The organism is Priestia sp. YIM B13490 (assembly GCF_042787735.1).
In the GTDB taxonomy this organism is placed as follows: Bacteria; Bacillota; Bacilli; order Bacillales; family Bacillaceae_H; genus Priestia; species Priestia megaterium.
Map to the genome: position 1 here is coordinate 36,664 of NZ_JBHZOT010000018.1, position 16,103 is coordinate 52,766.

General features: G+C 37.9%; 14 protein-coding genes. 13 read left to right on the forward strand and 1 reads right to left on the reverse strand.

Features of this window, described 5'->3' with window-relative positions:
* Positions 1–57: 57 nt before the first annotated feature.
* A complete protein-coding gene (locus ACFX4R_RS26835) occupies positions 58–1,371 on the reverse strand; it encodes an APC family permease (protein ID WP_377571229.1) in 1,314 nt (437 codons plus the stop codon).
* Positions 1,372–1,691: 320 nt separating this feature from the next.
* Here ACFX4R_RS26835 and ACFX4R_RS26840 point away from each other — a divergent pair, with 320 nt between their 5' ends.
* From ACFX4R_RS26840 to ACFX4R_RS26900, 13 genes are all read left to right on the forward strand, one after another.
* The gene (locus ACFX4R_RS26840; protein WP_237075570.1) at positions 1,692–2,237 is read left to right on the forward strand and encodes a hypothetical protein; all 546 of its coding nucleotides are present in this window, start codon (positions 1,692–1,694) and stop codon (positions 2,235–2,237) included.
* Between the two features lie 19 nt (positions 2,238–2,256).
* Positions 2,257–4,482, forward strand: coding sequence for an alpha-galactosidase (locus ACFX4R_RS26845; protein ID WP_165575606.1), 2,226 nt, complete (start codon positions 2,257–2,259; stop codon positions 4,480–4,482).
* 148 nt (positions 4,483–4,630) lie between these two features.
* A complete protein-coding gene (gene bioB, locus ACFX4R_RS26850) occupies positions 4,631–5,626 on the forward strand; it encodes a biotin synthase BioB (RefSeq protein ID WP_043978101.1) in 996 nt (331 codons plus the stop codon).
* A gap of 244 nt (positions 5,627–5,870) precedes the next feature.
* Positions 5,871–6,449 carry a glycerol-3-phosphate responsive antiterminator gene (locus ACFX4R_RS26855; protein ID WP_043978098.1) on the forward strand — a complete coding sequence of 193 codons (579 nt, stop codon included), beginning with the start codon at positions 5,871–5,873 and terminating at the stop codon, positions 6,447–6,449.
* A 20-nt stretch (positions 6,450–6,469) separates the two neighbouring features.
* Positions 6,470–7,585: a sn-glycerol-3-phosphate ABC transporter ATP-binding protein UgpC gene (locus ACFX4R_RS26860; RefSeq protein ID WP_162215199.1), complete on the forward strand. Its 1,116-nt coding sequence runs from the start codon at positions 6,470–6,472 to the stop codon at positions 7,583–7,585.
* Positions 7,582–8,517, forward strand: coding sequence for a carbohydrate ABC transporter permease (locus ACFX4R_RS26865; protein WP_028412674.1), 936 nt, complete (start codon positions 7,582–7,584; stop codon positions 8,515–8,517). Before ACFX4R_RS26860 ends, ACFX4R_RS26865 begins: the two co-directional genes overlap by 4 nt.
* The gene (locus ACFX4R_RS26870) at positions 8,514–9,326 is read left to right on the forward strand and encodes a carbohydrate ABC transporter permease (protein ID WP_043978093.1); all 813 of its coding nucleotides are present in this window, start codon (positions 8,514–8,516) and stop codon (positions 9,324–9,326) included. The genes ACFX4R_RS26865 and ACFX4R_RS26870 overlap by 4 nt, the downstream gene beginning before the upstream one ends.
* A gap of 13 nt (positions 9,327–9,339) precedes the next feature.
* Positions 9,340–10,680 carry an ABC transporter substrate-binding protein gene (locus ACFX4R_RS26875; RefSeq protein ID WP_043978090.1) on the forward strand — a complete coding sequence of 447 codons (1,341 nt, stop codon included), beginning with the start codon at positions 9,340–9,342 and terminating at the stop codon, positions 10,678–10,680.
* Between the two features lie 86 nt (positions 10,681–10,766).
* Positions 10,767–11,504 carry a glycerophosphodiester phosphodiesterase gene (locus ACFX4R_RS26880; RefSeq protein WP_043978087.1) on the forward strand — a complete coding sequence of 246 codons (738 nt, stop codon included), beginning with the start codon at positions 10,767–10,769 and terminating at the stop codon, positions 11,502–11,504.
* Positions 11,505–11,972: 468 nt separating this feature from the next.
* Positions 11,973–12,296 (forward strand): DUF3870 domain-containing protein, encoded by a 324-nt coding sequence (locus ACFX4R_RS26885; RefSeq protein WP_028412670.1) that lies wholly within the window; start codon positions 11,973–11,975, stop codon positions 12,294–12,296.
* Positions 12,297–12,389: 93 nt separating this feature from the next.
* Positions 12,390–13,556 carry a DUF819 family protein gene (locus tag ACFX4R_RS26890; RefSeq protein WP_043978081.1) on the forward strand — a complete coding sequence of 389 codons (1,167 nt, stop codon included), beginning with the start codon at positions 12,390–12,392 and terminating at the stop codon, positions 13,554–13,556.
* A gap of 60 nt (positions 13,557–13,616) precedes the next feature.
* Positions 13,617–14,690 (forward strand): enolase C-terminal domain-like protein, encoded by a 1,074-nt coding sequence (locus tag ACFX4R_RS26895; protein WP_165575604.1) that lies wholly within the window; start codon positions 13,617–13,619, stop codon positions 14,688–14,690.
* A 32-nt stretch (positions 14,691–14,722) separates the two neighbouring features.
* A complete protein-coding gene (locus ACFX4R_RS26900) occupies positions 14,723–15,736 on the forward strand; it encodes a C40 family peptidase (RefSeq protein ID WP_097824830.1) in 1,014 nt (337 codons plus the stop codon).
* The last annotated feature ends 367 nt before the right edge of the window (positions 15,737–16,103 follow it).

Genomic DNA, 16,103 nt, shown 5'->3' on the forward strand with positions numbered 1-16,103 from the left:
GTTCGGATTTTTCCATTGGTATAGTAAATGTAGCTTTCATGTGTTAAGTCTATTTCCTTAATCAAAATGAAAAGTAGGAATGGTAATAGTATTTTTTCGTCTGGCAATCAGTAAATAAATAATTCCGATTATACTCCATACAATACCGATAAATAAGGATGTTTTTTCTAAGTTAAGCCACATAAAAAATAAAAATAAGCTGCCGAGTAAAGGCATAAGTACATATGAAATATATCCACTGAGAGATCGTTTGTTTTGTTGAATAAAATAATGGATAAAAACCGCTATGTTCACTGAACTGAACGCAATTAAAGCACCAAAATTAATTAAAGAGGTAGCTTTTTCAAGAGACAGACCTAGTGAAATTAAAGAGAGGCCACCAATAATCACTACGTTCCAAACAGGCGTCTTTGTTTTAGGGTGAATATAGCCAAAAATTCCCCGAGGCAGATAACCATCTTTCCCAATTGCATAGAGAAGTCTTGATGCACTCATATGTGAGACAAGTCCAGAAGCAATAGTTGAAGTCAAGGCCGCTGCTACAAAAATAGATTGAAAAAGCTGGCCGCCAATTTTATAAGCGATCTCCGCTGATGCACCTTCTAAATTATGAAAAAAAGAGGCTGAAGGGAAAAGAAGCTGCGCAGAGTAAGAAACCGTGATAAATAAGGCGCCTCCCGTACACGCAATAATAAGAATCCCTTTAGGAATGGTTTTCTCAGGCTTAAGTGTTTCTTCGGCCATAGTGGTTACAGCATCAAATCCTAAAAAAGAAAAGCATAAAATAGCTGCTCCGTTTAATAACAGAGATATAGAGGCCGATTCACTTATAAACGGTTTAAATGATAGCTCTTGGTCTTGAGTTGTAGCACTTAAAATAATAAAGATAATAGCGACTAAAATTTGAAAAGCAACTAATAGCGTACCAAAAGAAACGGTTAAATGAACGCTGAAAATATTTATTATGGTCATGATGACAACAAAGCTGATAATCCATACGGCCTTTGGAACACCTGGAAACAGAGAGCTTAGGTAAATATTTGTCAAAAGCGCATTAATCATTGGCAGAAATAGATAATCAAGAAGAGCCGTCCATCCTACCAAAAAACCAATGCTTGGATTCATTACTTGCTGTGCGTATGTATAAGAGGAACCAGCTCCGGGAAAAGCTTTTACCATCCTTCCGTAACTAATGGCTGTAAATAAAATAGCGATCAACGTGAATGCATAAGCGCCTGAAACATGTCCATCTGTTGATTCAGTTACAATGCCAAATGTATCAAAAACAGCCATAGGTGCCATGTAGCCTAACCCTATCACAACGATATGCCATAATTTTAGTTGTTTAAGAAGAGAAGGTTCATGATTCATATTTGTCATCCTTTCTGTGTATAATCATTCTGCATTATTTATTATTATACTATATTATTAAATTTGTCATCTTTTTTTGAAAAAGAAGAGAAAATTGGGGGCTAAGAGATAAAGAGCATTTAATTGATTACTAGATAAAGCAAAAAAATGCTTTTTTTCACTTTGATTTTTACCATTGAGTCTAGAAAGTATTTTACATAAAATGAAAGAAAGTAAAAAAGCTTCGTTTAGGTGATCTACTTGTAATAAATACGAAAATAAATTTTTGAATGCGGTTACATTTTTGTTGGTGTACAAAATTAAGAATGATGGTGAAGGAGATGAAGGAAGTGATTGCTACACCCTATATAAACTTGGAGATAAACAAGGAACCAGGTGTGCATGTCGTATTGGATGAAACAAAAAAAGATGGTGTTTACTTTATTAAATTAACGGTCAAGTCGGTTAAAAAAAGAATTCTTCCAAAAATGAAATTAAAATGGAGCGTTCCATTGTTAGATATCCAACTGTATAAATCTTTACAAACTAGTAAGGGCGATGTGAATGCCTCTTTTGTTCATTGTTTTATGAATAAGAATGGTTCTAACCGCTACACCATTGCATGTTCAGACATACGTTATCCTATTATGTGTGCTCCTAATTGGAAAGACATGTGTTTAGATGTAGAAATGACCTTATTTAGTGAAAGCACTTGGTCTCTTCATAGCTATGAAACTGAACTGCGAGTAGACACAAGAATGGTTGAAACAGAAGAGTTATTCAAAGGTTTAGCGAAATGGTATGAGAGAAAAGAGATTAATCTAGCATCTGCTTTTGAGCATGCAACGGCAATAGATGAAAAAGGAAATGTCTCGTTAGATATTTGATGGTAAGGAGAGGAATAAAATGGGGATCTTATTTAATGAAGGTACAAAGGAATTTCACCTGCAGGGACGCGATGTAAGTTATATCTTTTCAGTGTTGAGAAACGGGCAGCTCGGTCACTTGTACTATGGAAAAAAGCTTAAGCACCGTTCATCTTTTCAGCATTTTTTACGTGTAGAAACAAGAGGAGCTAGCGCTTCGGTATATGAAGGAGAACTAGCATTTTCTCTCGAAACAATCAAACAAGAGTATCCTTCTTATGGAACAACAGACTTCAGAGAGCCAGCCTATCAACTTCTTCAGCAAAACGGAAGCCGAATCACAAGTTTTGAATATGATAACCATAAAATTTACAAAGGCAAGAAGCCATTAAACGGCTTACCTGCTACATATGTAGAAGAAGAGAGTGAAGCCACAAGTGTAGAAGTTGAACTGATTGATAAATTGCTCAATGCATCACTTATTTTAACGTATACCGTTTACGAAGACCGAAACATTATTACGCGTCACGCACGATTTGAGCATAGAGGAGAAGAACCAGTCGATATTTTGCGTATCATGAGCGGCAGCATTGATTTGCCTACATCAAATTATGAGATGGTTCAGCTTTCCGGTGCGTGGATTCGAGAAAGACACGTGAAAACACGAATGCTTCAGCCAGGTATTCAAAGTATTTCTAGTGCGAGAGGTACAAGCAGCAGTCAGCAAAACCCATTTTTAATTTTGAAAAATCCAGCTGCAACTGAACATAGTGGAGAAGCGTATGGTTTTAGTCTTGTGTACAGCGGAAACTTTCTTGGACAAGTGGAAGTAGATCATTATAATGTATCAAGAATAACGATGGGCATTCATCCTTTTGATTTTCAGTGGCGACTAGAGAGTGGAGAAACTTTTCAATCACCAGAACTAGTATTGGCTTATTCAAATAGCGGTCTAAACGGACTTAGCCAAGAGTATCATGAGCTTTATCGCAAGCGTCTAGCTAGAGGGAAATGGCGGGATTTGGAGCGGCCAGTTTTAATTAATAACTGGGAAGCGACGTACTTTGATTTTAACGAAGAGAAAATTGTACATATTGCCAAAGAAGCACAAAAGCTGGGCGTTGAACTTTTCGTATTAGATGACGGCTGGTTTGGCAAGCGTAATGATGATACAACTTCTCTTGGAGACTGGTTTGTAGATAAAAATAAGCTTCCGGGCGGTATGAAGTCATTGGCTCAAAAAGTAACGAATTTAGGTATGGACTTTGGGTTATGGTTTGAACCCGAAATGATTTCAAAGCAAAGCGACTTGTATGAAAAGCATCCAGATTGGTTGATTCATGTGCCAAATCGTCATCAATCTCATGGACGAAATCAATATGTGCTTGATTTTTCAAGAGAAGAAGTAGTGAATTATATCTATGAACGAATGGAAGCTATTTTAAGTGAAGCACCTATCTCTTATATAAAATGGGATATGAATCGAAATATAACAGAGATTGGATCTGTTGGGCTGCCCGCGAACCGTCAGTTTGAAGTAGTACACCGCTATATTTTAGGTGTGTATGATTTGTATGAGCGACTAACAAAGAAGTTCCCGGATATTTTATTTGAATCATGTGCAAGCGGGGGAGCTAGATTTGATCCGGGAATGCTTTATTATGCTCCTCAAGCTTGGACGAGCGATAACACGGACGCGATTGAACGTCTAAAGATTCAGTACGGCACGTCTTTTGCCTATCCAATCAGTTCAATGGGAGCACACGTATCAGCCGTACCAAATCATCAAGTACGCAGAGTAACAAGTCTAGAAACAAGAGGAGACGTTGCGTATTTTGGCGCATTTGGTTATGAGTTAGATGTTACGCTGATGACAGAAGACGAAAAAGAAACGGTAAAAAACCAAATTCAGTATTATAAAAAACACCGATCCCTTATTCAAAATGGCACATTCTATCGATTAAAAAGTCCGTTTGAACAAGATGGAAATGTGACGAGCTGGATGGTTGTTTCATCCGATCAAAAACAGGCAATCATCGGTTATTATCAAGTATTAGCTAGACCAAATCCTTCTTATGAACGCATCGAGCTAAAAGGGCTTCATCCTGATTATGAATATACAGTGATGGAAACAGATCAAACAGCTTATGGAGATGAGCTCATGTACGCAGGAATTACTCTAACTCATGAGTATCGGGGTGTTGAAGCATACGATGAAAAATCTGGAGACTTTGTATCGGTTATTTACACACTGCAAGCGCAATAAGCAAAAAGCCACTTCTATATCATAGAAGTGGCTTTTTTGAGTTAACTATTAATCGTATATTGTTGACATAAAAGGAGAAGTAATGGTAACTTTTAGTTATAATTGTTAACTTTATATTTTTTTAGTTTACTAAAGTGGAGGGGAATCGATGGAAACCACAGGTTTAAGAGATTGGAAAGCACTTGCTCAGTCTATTATTAAAGGGAAAGAAATTACATATAATGAAGCGCTTCAACTTCTTCATGTACCGGATGAAGAAGTGTTAGAGGTCATGAATGCCGCGTACTTAATTCGTCATCATCATTATGGAAAAAAAGTAAAGCTCAATATGATTATTAATACTAAATCGGGTTTATGCCCAGAAGACTGTGGATATTGTTCGCAGTCGATTGTATCAGAAGCACCGATTGATAAGTATGCGTGGTTAACAAAGGAGAAAATTGTAGAAGGTGCTTTTGAAGCTCAAAAAAGAAAAGCAGGTACATATTGTATCGTGGCGTCAGGCCGCCGTCCTACTGATAAAGAAGTAGCGCACGTAGTGGGAGCGGTAAAAGAAATTCGTCAAAAGACAGACTTGAAAATCTGTGCCTGTCTAGGCTTTTTAACAGATGATCAAGCACACGAACTAGTCGAGGCGGGTGTTCATCGCTATAATCATAATTTAAATACTCACGCTGATAACTACGACAGTATTTGTTCTACGCATGGCTATGAAGATCGAGTCGATACGGTTACTACATCTAAAAAAGCAGGTTTGTCACCTTGTTCCGGTGCGATTTTTGGAATGGGCGAGACACATGAACAAGCCGTTGAATTAGCTTTTCAAATTAAAAAGTTAGATGCAGATTCTATTCCATGCAACTTTCTTGTTGCCGTTCCAGGAACGCCTCTAGAAGACAAAAAGGCGTTAAAGCCAATGCAATGCTTAAAGCTGTTAGCGATGATGCGTTTTGTAAATCCAACGAAAGAAATTCGAATTTCAGGAGGCAGAGAAGTCAATCTCAGATCGCTTCAGCCGCTTGGTTTGTTTGCTGCAAATTCAATTTTTGTAGGCGATTATTTAACAACTCAAGGTCAAGAACCTACAGCTGACTGGGGATTAATTGAAGATTTAGGATTTGAAATCGAAGAATGTGCACTGTGAAGTCGTTGAGAAATCAACGGCTTTTTTTATCTTCAGCAGATTTACAGGAACTATACGTTTACTTTACAAAACTCAACAGCTTCTTTATATTGCCTTCACAAATAACCATTATTATAAAACATGTGAACGACAAGTGAATAGTTACTAAGGTTATGAAATTGAGAAACCACAAAAAACAATAGGTCTATATAAACATCCTATGCGTTTTTTGTGGTTTTTTTATAAATGAAAGGAAGGAATCGTTTTGAATAAGGAAGCAGATTTCTTACAACAGCTTGGACAAGATCGTTTAATTGCATCCATTAAAAGTCCGAAAAATTTAGAGCGATTTTTAGAAACAGAGATCCAGGCCGCCTTTTTATTAACGGGCAATATTAGTGTGATTAAACGCTATGTAGATTTACTCAAACAGCATAATCGAATGGTTTTCTTACACATTGAAAAAATTCCGGGAATTAGCTATGACCGGGAAGGGCTTAAATTTCTCGCTAAGTTTGTAAAACCCACAGGGATCGTAACCACTAAAAGTTCACTCATTAATTACGCAAAACAGGAAGGGCTGGTTGCTATTCAGCGACTATTTTTAGTGGATACAGACGCAGTAGCACAAGGGTTAAAAACCGTTCAAAATATTAAACCGGATGCATTAGAACTAATGCCAGGATTGATTCCGGAGATGATAGAGAAAATCGTTAAAAAAATAAGTATCCCTATTATTACAGGTGGACTCATTCAAAATGAAAGCCATATCCAAGCTGCTTTAAAAGCAGGGGCTACGGCAGTTTCTACAGGGAAATCATGGCTATGGAAAAAATATGAATGAGCGAGAAAGGAGCGTTTTTAATGAAAAAAGTAGAGTTAGTTAACGTTGGAAAGTCATACGATCAAAAAACAAATGTCATTCAAGATATTAACGTCACAATTGAACCTGGAGAATTCTTCGTATTAGTAGGTCCTTCAGGATGCGGGAAAAGTACAATGCTGCGAATGATTGCCGGATTAGAAGAAGTCACGCAGGGAGAGTTGCTAATTGGAGATGTAAAAGCAAATAAACTGCTTCCAAGTCAGCGCGATTTGTCCATGGTGTTTCAAAACTATGCTTTATATCCGCATTTGACAGTAGAACAAAATATTCTTTTTGGTCTGCATACAAAGAAGATTTCAAAGCAAGAACAGCAAAAGCGCTGCAGGGAAGCAGCAGAAATGCTTGGTTTAAGTGAATATTTAAAGCGAAAGCCTAGACAGCTTTCGGGAGGACAGCGCCAGCGTGTAGCACTCGCACGTGCTATTGTTACTCATTCGCCTATTTGCCTGATGGATGAGCCGTTATCCAACTTGGATGCAAAGCTGCGAGCAAAAATGAGATCAGAAATTCGCCAGATTCAGCGTAAGTTAGGTATTACGATGATTTATGTCACGCACGATCAAACGGAAGCGATGACGATGGCGGATCGAATGATGATTTTAAATGGAGGTAATATTCAGCAGGTTGGGCGTCCCCTTGATATTTACAATGCACCGGCAAACACGTTCGTAGCGTCGTTTATAGGTTCTCCTCCTATGAACTTATCAAACGTTTCTATAGAAAATAACTTACTCGTTTTTGAAGATAGAAGAGCTATTTCTATGAGTACACCACACAGTAACTTTAGCGGTAAAAAGGAAGTTGTGGTTGGAGTAAGACCTGAGCATGTTCAGCTTGCGACAAACGATAACACCAGCTTTATTGTAGAGATAGATAATGTCGAAATTCTAGGAACAGAAACACTGCTTACATTTCATATGGGTGACAAGCAGTGGATGGCTAAGTGGAACGGTCAATGGAATATAAAAGTGGGAGAGCGCGTCCCTATTTTTATCGATCCAAAACATCTGTTTTTATTTGATAACGATACAGGTTCATGCTTGCACTATGAACCATCAACGGAAGATTTAACTGTAAAGGGGGCATTTGTATGAGTGCTGTTACCAAAACAGCAAACTCGCCTGTTTCTGTTTCATCCAATCCACAAGAAAAGAAGTCAATGCCTAACCTATTGGTAGGATTATCTTACTTGCTGCCATCATTATTATTATTTGGTGTATTTCTTTTCTACCCAATGATTAAGACGTTATATTTAAGTCTTTTTATTACAGATACACAGGGAAATCCCTTGAAATTTGTAGGGCTACAAAATTTCTTTTATCTATTTACAGATCCAAACTTTTTACAAAGTATGAAAGCCACTTTTTTATTTGTACTCTACACGGTGCCTATAGGTTTAATTATTGCCTTATTCCTAGCGCTAATCGCAAATGAAAAGCTCAAAGGAATTGGTTTTTTCAGAACGATGTTTTCATCTACGATGGGAATGAGCGTAGCGGCTTCTTCTGTAATTTGGATGTTTATGTATAACCCGACAATCGGTGTTATCAATAAAGTATTAAATCTTGTAGGAATTCATGATGTGCAGTGGTTATTAGACCCTAAGTATGCGCTGATTGCTGTGTCTATCTCTACGATTTGGATGAACATTGGTTTTACCTTTTTAATCTTACTTGGCGGGTTACAAAATATTGATGAAAAGCTGTATGAAAATGCGCGTATTGCTGGAGTTAGCTATTGGTATCAGCTACGTAAAATTACGCTTCCGATGCTTTCGCCAACGCTGTTTTTTATCATTACCGTTTCGTTTATTAACGCGTTTCAAACGTTTGGACAAATTGACATTTTAACAAAAGGCGGACCTACAGATTCGACAAATGTCATTGTTTATTCAATCTACAAAGATGCATTTGTAAACTATAATGTTGGCTCTGCAAGTGCTCAAGCTACAATTTTGTTTTTCTGTATTCTACTAGTTACGGCTCTTCAATTTAAGCTTGGAGAAAGGAAGGTACATTATCAATGAGCATCACGAGAAAATGGACAACTTACTTGCTACTCATTGCAGCTACTTTAGTATTGATGTTTCCTATCCTATACGCTTTTTCCATTAGTTTTATGAGTGGAGCGGAAGTGTTAGAAGGGAAGATTTGGCCGTCATCTTTTTCATTTGAAAACTATCGGGATGCTTTTGAAAAAGTTCCGCTGCTTCATTATTTAATTAACAGTTTTGCTGTATCTATTTTTGTTATGGCCGGGCAGCTGTTAGTTTCAAGTTTGGCAGCTTTTGCATTTGTATTTATTAAATTTAAAGGAAGAGATACTATCTTCTTTCTCTTTATTTCTACGATGATGATTCCATGGGAAGCAACGATGGTTCCTAACTTTTTAACAGCGCAAAAGCTAGGGTGGATTAATAATTATTTAGGATTAACAATTCCTTTTTTTGCTTTAGCGTTTGGGACATTTTTGTTGCGTCAGCAGTTTAAAACCATTCCGAATGAGTTATATGAAGCTTCTCAAGTTGCAGGGATCAGCCGCTTTCGTTTCTTTTGGAACGTCGTGCTCCCTGTGTCTAAAACAAGTCTAGTTACGCTTGGTGTATATAGCTTTTTAACAACATGGAATATGTATTTATGGCCACTATTAGTGACAAATACAGAGGATGTTCGTACCGTTCAGATTGGTTTAAAACAAATGCAAACGCAGGAGATTTCAACTGATTGGGGAGTGGTTATGGCCGCTGTCGTGGTTGTTATTATACCGACATTATTACTATTATTCCTAGGTCAAAAACGTCTTCAAAAAGGATTAACCCAAGGTGCAATTAAATAGGAGAGTGAATGTGATGAAAAAGATATTGGCTATCGTAACGGCATGCTTGCTAGTCATTCTAGGCGCTTGCTCAAACTCAACTGGTTCTTCGGAAGCGCAAGAAACAAAAAAAACAGCATCAGGTAAAACAGAAGTCGTTTTTTGGCACGCCATGAGCGGTGACCTTGAAAAATCACTCAATAAAATAGTCGATGAGTACAATAAATCTCAGGATAAAGTTGAAGTAAAGCCCGTTTTCCAAGGAACGTATGAGGAAGCACAAACAAAATTTAATACGGTAGCAGGAACTAAAGATGCACCTGCTATCATGCAAACGTTCGAAGTAGGAACGAAATTCATGATAGACAGTGGTAAGGTTCAGCCTGTTCAAAAATTTATTGATGAAGACCACTACGATACTTCACAGTGGGAGAAAAACATTTCAAGCTATTACCAAGTAGATGGAAAGCAATATTCAATGCCGTTCAACTCTTCAACACCGGTTCTTGTTTACAACAAAGATGCCTTTAAAAAAGCAGGGTTAGATCCTGAAAACCCACCAAAAACGTATGATGAATTAAAGGCAGCTGCAAAGAAATTAACAGAGAAACAAGGAAATAAAACATCACAATACGGTTTTTCAATTCTAAATTACGGATGGTTCTTTGAAGAGCTAGTTGCTTCTCAAGGCGGTTTGTATGTAGATCACGAAAACGGTCGTAAAGGGGATGCCGAGAAGGCAGTATTTAATGGAAAAGAAGGACAAAACGCATTTAATTTAATCAATGACATGTACAAAGAAGGTACCTTCTACAATGTAGGGCAAAACTGGGACGATATGCGCGCAGCATTTCAATCTAAAAAAATTGCAATGTTTTTAGATTCATCAGCAGGTATTAAAACATTAGTAGATAATGCTCCATTTCAAGTAGGCGTATCAGATCTTCCTGTGCCAAAGGAAGAGGATCGCCAAGGAGTAGCTATCGGGGGAGCATCTTTATGGATGTCTAAAGGAATTAGTGATGAAACATCTAAAGCGGCGTGGGACTTCATGAAATATTTAGCAACACCAGAAGTTCAGGCAAAATGGCACGTGGAAAGTGGCTATTTTGCGGTTAATCCTAAAGCATATGATCAAGAAATTGTAAAGAAAGAATGGGAAAAATATCCTCAACTAAAAGTGACGGTTGATCAGCTTCATAAAACTAAATCAACTCCGGCAACACAAGGCGCTTTAATTTCGGTATTTCCGGAATCACGCCAAAAGGTAGTAACAGGAATGGAAAGCCTGTACCAGGGAGTAAAGCCGAAACAAGCACTTGATCAAGCAGCAAAAGAAACAAATAGAGCATTAGAAGTAGCCAATCAAAAATAACGTATGATTACGAAGCTCGTCTTTCAAGTTATTTTGAGGACGAGCTTTTTATTTAGTGAATGACTAGTTAGGAGAGACAGAGGACAATGAATAATTCAATTGATCTTTATGCGCATCGCGGCTTTAGCGGACGATATCCTGAAAATACAATGATTGCATTTGAAGAAGCTAGAAAAATGCGAGTTTCAGGTATTGAATTGGATGTACAACTAACCAAAGACGGGGAAATAGTAGTGATTCACGATGAACGAATTGACAGAACGACGAATGGAATGGGATACGTTCAAGAATTTTCGTATAAACAGCTGCGATTATTCGATGCTGGAAGCTGGTATGATTCTCGTTTTTCTAAACAATCGATTCCCACGTTAATAGAAGTGTTTGAGTGGATGATGGACAAAAAGACAGAAATGACCGTGAACATTGAATTAAAAAATGACCAAATTTACTATCCAAAACTTGAGGAAAAAGTTCTTCGTCTAATCGATGAGTTTGATTTAGAAGATCAAGTTATTTTGTCATCTTTTAACTATGATAGCTTGGCTAAAGTGAGATCTCTCCATTCATATATATCAACAGGTTTTTTATTTGAAGGGGTGAGTGAAGATGCGATTGGAAAAGCAAAATCAATAGGAGCGCACCTACACTGTGACATGTCTTTTGCTCTTTCTTCGTACGAGAAAAAAGCAAAGCAAGAAGGATTAGACTTGCGGGTATATACGATTAATGAAATGGATGACTTCTTGAAGCTTCAGCAGGCTTCAGTAGAAGTCGTGATGACAGATTATCCTAATCGCTTTTCCTCTAAGGTGTTCAAAGGATGACATAGAAAGAAGCCGAGACAAAAATATTTGAACCAAAATGAAAAACGAACCATTGATCAAAGTGCTTGATTAGCGGTTCGTTTTTTTTGTTATGGTAAACGTAGGTTTCATGTGTGTAGGTCTTTCTAGCAGTTGATTAAAGGGCAAAGCGGAACAGGTGAGACCCCGCAGGAGTCTTCGCCTTGCATGGAAATCAACTGCGGTGTAACAAGCGGTTCAGATCATGTATCCCATTTGTTCGTCTTTAGGTTTTAAGTTCGTTATGTCGCACTCTCTTTTTATACAAAAAAATATTTTTTTATTCTGAATAGTATAAAAGTTATATTGTGAAATTGTTCTATAGATGATATATTGAGAATAGATTATAATGTTCCTTATGAAAGCGAATACATGTTGCGTAGCTCCGCAAACGTTCATTTGCCGGTCCCTAGCATCGTCTGTTATCTCTTTTAGGAGGAATAAAAAATCATGTATGATCAAGATACTATCTATATTATTGGAGATGCCAAAGCTCCTCAAAGCAATCCGATTACTAAAAAGTTCAATCAGTATTTTTTAGGATTGGTAGTTGATAAAACAAATGGAAAAATTATTGATGTGGAATGCTCAGCGACGATTGAGTTAACCGTTCGATTTGTTCAATCAATTTTTATTGGACGCCACATAAGTGATCCCACCCTTATAGACGACATTAACAGCCGCTACTTCGGGTCTTCCCAAAAAGCGCTGGTGGTAGCGTTTCATGATGCACAGAAAAAATATCAGCAAATAACAGCTGCTTTGTCTACATAGACCTAGACGAAATCCAGCCTGACGTTTTCAAACGTTGGGCTGGATTTTGTTTTGTATAAAAACATTTTCGGGGAGATGAAGGGGGAAGAATAAATGATTCAAGATGGATTTATGTATGTGAGTGTATTAACTGCCTTTGCTGCGCTCATGGTAGGGATTGAAAAAAGATTTAAAGCCAATCGATTTTTTAAATTTATTCCGGGTATTGTACTTATTTATATAGGAGCTGCTCTTATGCAAACGGCAGGGGTATTTGGGGATAGCGAATCAAATGTCGCCATGTATACGGGCGTTAAAAATGCACTGCTTCCGGCCATGCTGATGCTTATGCTGTTAAAGTGTGATGTTCGAAGTGTAATTAAACTTGGTCCAAGAATGCTGGGAGGATTCATCGTTGCGGTTTTTAGCATAATGGTAGGTTTTATCCTCGTCTATGCCATCTTTAAGAATTTCTATGTAGAGGACACGTGGAAAGCTTTTGGTGCTTTATCAGGAAGTTGGACCGGAGGATCAGCTAACATGGTTGCTCTCCAAGGGATTTTGGATGTTCCAGAAAATATATTTGGCTACGCTCTTATGATGGATACGATTAACTATGCTGTATGGGTTATGTTTATGTTTTGGCTTGTACCATTTGCATCTAAATTTAATAAATGGACAAAAGCAGACGTCAGCTTTATTGAGAATAGTATAGATGAAGTCGCAGCAACTTCTGAAAGCGAAAAAGAAGGCCCGCAGTTTCAGCATCTTCTTTATTTACTTGGTCTAGGTTTGTTCGTTTCGGCATTTTCTACATTTATCGGAGGGCGTTTGCCTGAAGTGGGAGCGGTTATTAATGCAACGAGCTGGACGATTATGATTGCTTCTGTGGTTGGTCTAGTGCTTGCTGTAACCCCAGCGGCAAAAATTCCAGGTACGCTCGATGTATCAAACGTTATGTTATACATCGTTGTAGCGTTAATTGCTTCTCAATCAGATTTTTCAAATTTAGCTCAGGCTCCTATTTACTTAGTATCTGGTTTTCTTATTATGTTCGTGCACTTAGTGATCATGCTGTTGCTAGCTAAACTATTTAAATATGATTTATTTACGCTCGGAGTAGCAAGTTTAGCTAATATTGGTGGAATGGCGTCTGCTCCAATGCTTGCGGCTGCCTATAACCGTGCACTGATTCCGGTAGGAGTCATTATGGCTCTAATGGGTTCCTTCTTAGGTACTTATTTTGGTATGATGGTCGCCAAAATTTTAGGAGCGATCTAAGAATAAACCAAAAATACGTATGAAAGAATATTTGTGCTGAATCGAAAGGAAGCGATTGAAATGATAATTAAAGACATAACTGTAAAGCATCAAACCATTCCACTGCTCGTTCCGTTTAAAACAGCGCTTCGAACAGCAACAGAGATAGACAGCATAAGTGTAGAGATTCAATTAGAAAACGGAATAAAAGGAAAAGGAGCGGCTTCGCCAACATATGTTATTACAGGCGATTCTTTAGAAGGCATTCAAGCTGCACTTCAAGGACCTATTAAACTAGCGCTAATAGGAGAGGATATACGTCAGTTTCAAAAACTCTTAAAAAAAATTCAAAGCTGCTGTATTCACAATTCAAGTGCTAAAGCAGCTGCTGATATCGCTTTGCATGATGCTTATACAAAGTTTCTTAACATTCCTTTATATGCTTTCTTGGGCGATAAGCAGCCTATCTCTACATGTATGACGATAAGTGTTGATACACCTGAAAAAATGGCTGAAGACGCACAAAAAAGTGCAGCGGACGGATTTGACATTTTAAAAGTAAAGGTAGGTTCAATTCCTGAGCTAGACCTTGAGCGTATTAAACATATTCGATCTGTCATTCCGGATCATGTAAAACTTCGGTTGGATGCAAATCAAGGATGGACTCCAAAACAAGCAGTGCAATTAATTAATAAAATGGAAACTCTCAACTTTGGTATTGAATTGGTAGAACAACCTGTCCCTGCTCATGATTGGGAAGGGTTAAAGTTTGTGACTGAACGAGTAAACGTACCCATTATGGCAGATGAGAGTCTATTTTCTGCCAAAGATGCATTAAGGCTTGTAAGCGGGCGGTACGTGGATCTTTTGAATATTAAGCTAATGAAGTGCGGAGGAATTAATGAAGCAAGAAAAATCGCAAGTATTGCTGAGGCGAACGGTGTTGCATGTATGATTGGAAGCATGATGGAACCATCACTTTCCGTGGGAGCAGCTGCTCATCTGGCAGCCGCTCATCCGAATATCACGTATTTTGATCTAGATGCTCCTCTTTGGCTTTCAACTGAACTGGATGTGTTAAAGTACAGCGGTCAAGAGGTTTTCTTATCAGATCTTCCTGGAATAGGAGAAATCACCGTTCCTATCTCAAAATAAAAGGATAGTAATATAGTAGAAGGAGAGAGACGATGAATATAAAACGTTGGCTTTTAACGGCAACAACAGTTATTTTAGCTACATTTGGGGTTAGTGCAGTTCCTTCTGTTCATGCTTCTGAAGAAAAAGAAACTGCTTATATAGATGTCGCAGCAGCTACTCTGTGGACAGCACCAGACATCTTGCGGGAAGTGGACGCTCCGTCAGCTACTAATCCTGTAGATATGAGAAAGTGGACCACATCGATGAATTTGAAACAGAAGCAGCAGTTATCTAGCGATGGGATGCTTGAGACACAAGCGTTATATGGAAACAAAGTAACGGTTTTAGACGAACAAGGAGACTGGGTCAAAGTAGCTGTAGACGGACAGCCTACTTCTCGAAATGAATTAGGGTATCCCGGATGGATGCCTACTAAACAATTAACCTATAGCAAAAGGTACGAACAGTATGCAAAGAAGCCTTTTGTAATGGTGACGGCTCCGACTACTTATCTATATCATTCGCCTTCTTTGAAAAAGAAAGGTATTGAAGTTAGCTATAATACGCGCTTACCTCTTTTGGCAAAATCAAAGAGTGCATATAAAGTATTAAAACCAAATGGAAAGACAGCATGGATTTCTACAAAAGCAGGAAAAATCTACGCGTCTCAAAAAGATATTCCTGTACCAACTGGCACGGAGCTTGTTGAAAGTGGAAAGGCATTCTTAAATCTTCCATATTTATGGGCTGGCATGAGTGGTTTTGGATTTGACTGCTCTGGATTTACGTTTACGATGTACCAATCCCATGGTATTACGATTCCACGTGACTCAGGGCCACAGTCTAGAGCAGGGCAACCAGTAGATATGAACAACCTTCAACCTGGAGACTTATTGTTTTTTGCCTATAACCAAGGAAAAGGAAGCGTCCACCATGTAGCAATGTATGCGGGAGATGGCATGATGATTCATTCGCCGAACTCCGAGCGGACAGTAGAGATTATTCCTTTAAACACGAAGGGATATATTGAAGAGTATGCAGGTGCACGTCGTTATTTACCTTAATCAGTAAGATAAGAAAGAAGCTCTTTTTGTGAAGGGCTTCTTTTTTAATATAGAGTATAGATAAAAATTAGAAAATTTAGTTTATTTACGTTTAACTACTTCTCAGTAAGGGAAGTAGTTAAACAAGAGAAAAAAATCATTTTTCTTCTTGAAACATATTGACTTTATATGAAAATCGTTATATTATTATAAAGCGTCGTTGAGACATACTTGTAACAACGAAGCTGAAAAAAGAATTTTAAAAAGTTGTTGACATTACGTTGATAACTTGATAAGATAATAAAGTCGCCTAAGAGCGGCGGTTGAACTTTGAAAACTGAACAAAGCGACAAACGTCAACGTTAAATTTTATTTTTTAATTGAGCAA

Excerpts from the sequence above, each read along its gene's own strand:
- ACFX4R_RS26835 (WP_377571229.1), bottom strand. The coding sequence starts at position 1,371 with ATGAATCATGAACCTTCTCTTCTTAAACAACTAAAATTATGGCATATC.
- ACFX4R_RS26840 (WP_237075570.1), top strand. The coding sequence starts at position 1,692 with ATGAAGGAAGTGATTGCTACACCCTATATAAACTTGGAGATAAACAAG.
- ACFX4R_RS26845 (WP_165575606.1), top strand. The coding sequence starts at position 2,257 with ATGGGGATCTTATTTAATGAAGGTACAAAGGAATTTCACCTGCAGGGA.
- bioB (WP_043978101.1), top strand. The coding sequence starts at position 4,631 with ATGGAAACCACAGGTTTAAGAGATTGGAAAGCACTTGCTCAGTCTATT.
- ACFX4R_RS26860 (WP_162215199.1), top strand. The coding sequence starts at position 6,470 with ATGAAAAAAGTAGAGTTAGTTAACGTTGGAAAGTCATACGATCAAAAA.
- ACFX4R_RS26865 (WP_028412674.1), top strand. The coding sequence starts at position 7,582 with ATGAGTGCTGTTACCAAAACAGCAAACTCGCCTGTTTCTGTTTCATCC.
- ACFX4R_RS26870 (WP_043978093.1), top strand. The coding sequence starts at position 8,514 with ATGAGCATCACGAGAAAATGGACAACTTACTTGCTACTCATTGCAGCT.
- ACFX4R_RS26875 (WP_043978090.1), top strand. The coding sequence starts at position 9,340 with ATGAAAAAGATATTGGCTATCGTAACGGCATGCTTGCTAGTCATTCTA.
- ACFX4R_RS26880 (WP_043978087.1), top strand. The coding sequence starts at position 10,767 with ATGAATAATTCAATTGATCTTTATGCGCATCGCGGCTTTAGCGGACGA.
- ACFX4R_RS26885 (WP_028412670.1), top strand. The coding sequence starts at position 11,973 with ATGTATGATCAAGATACTATCTATATTATTGGAGATGCCAAAGCTCCT.
- ACFX4R_RS26890 (WP_043978081.1), top strand. The coding sequence starts at position 12,390 with ATGATTCAAGATGGATTTATGTATGTGAGTGTATTAACTGCCTTTGCT.
- ACFX4R_RS26895 (WP_165575604.1), top strand. The coding sequence starts at position 13,617 with ATGATAATTAAAGACATAACTGTAAAGCATCAAACCATTCCACTGCTC.
- ACFX4R_RS26900 (WP_097824830.1), top strand. The coding sequence starts at position 14,723 with ATGAATATAAAACGTTGGCTTTTAACGGCAACAACAGTTATTTTAGCT.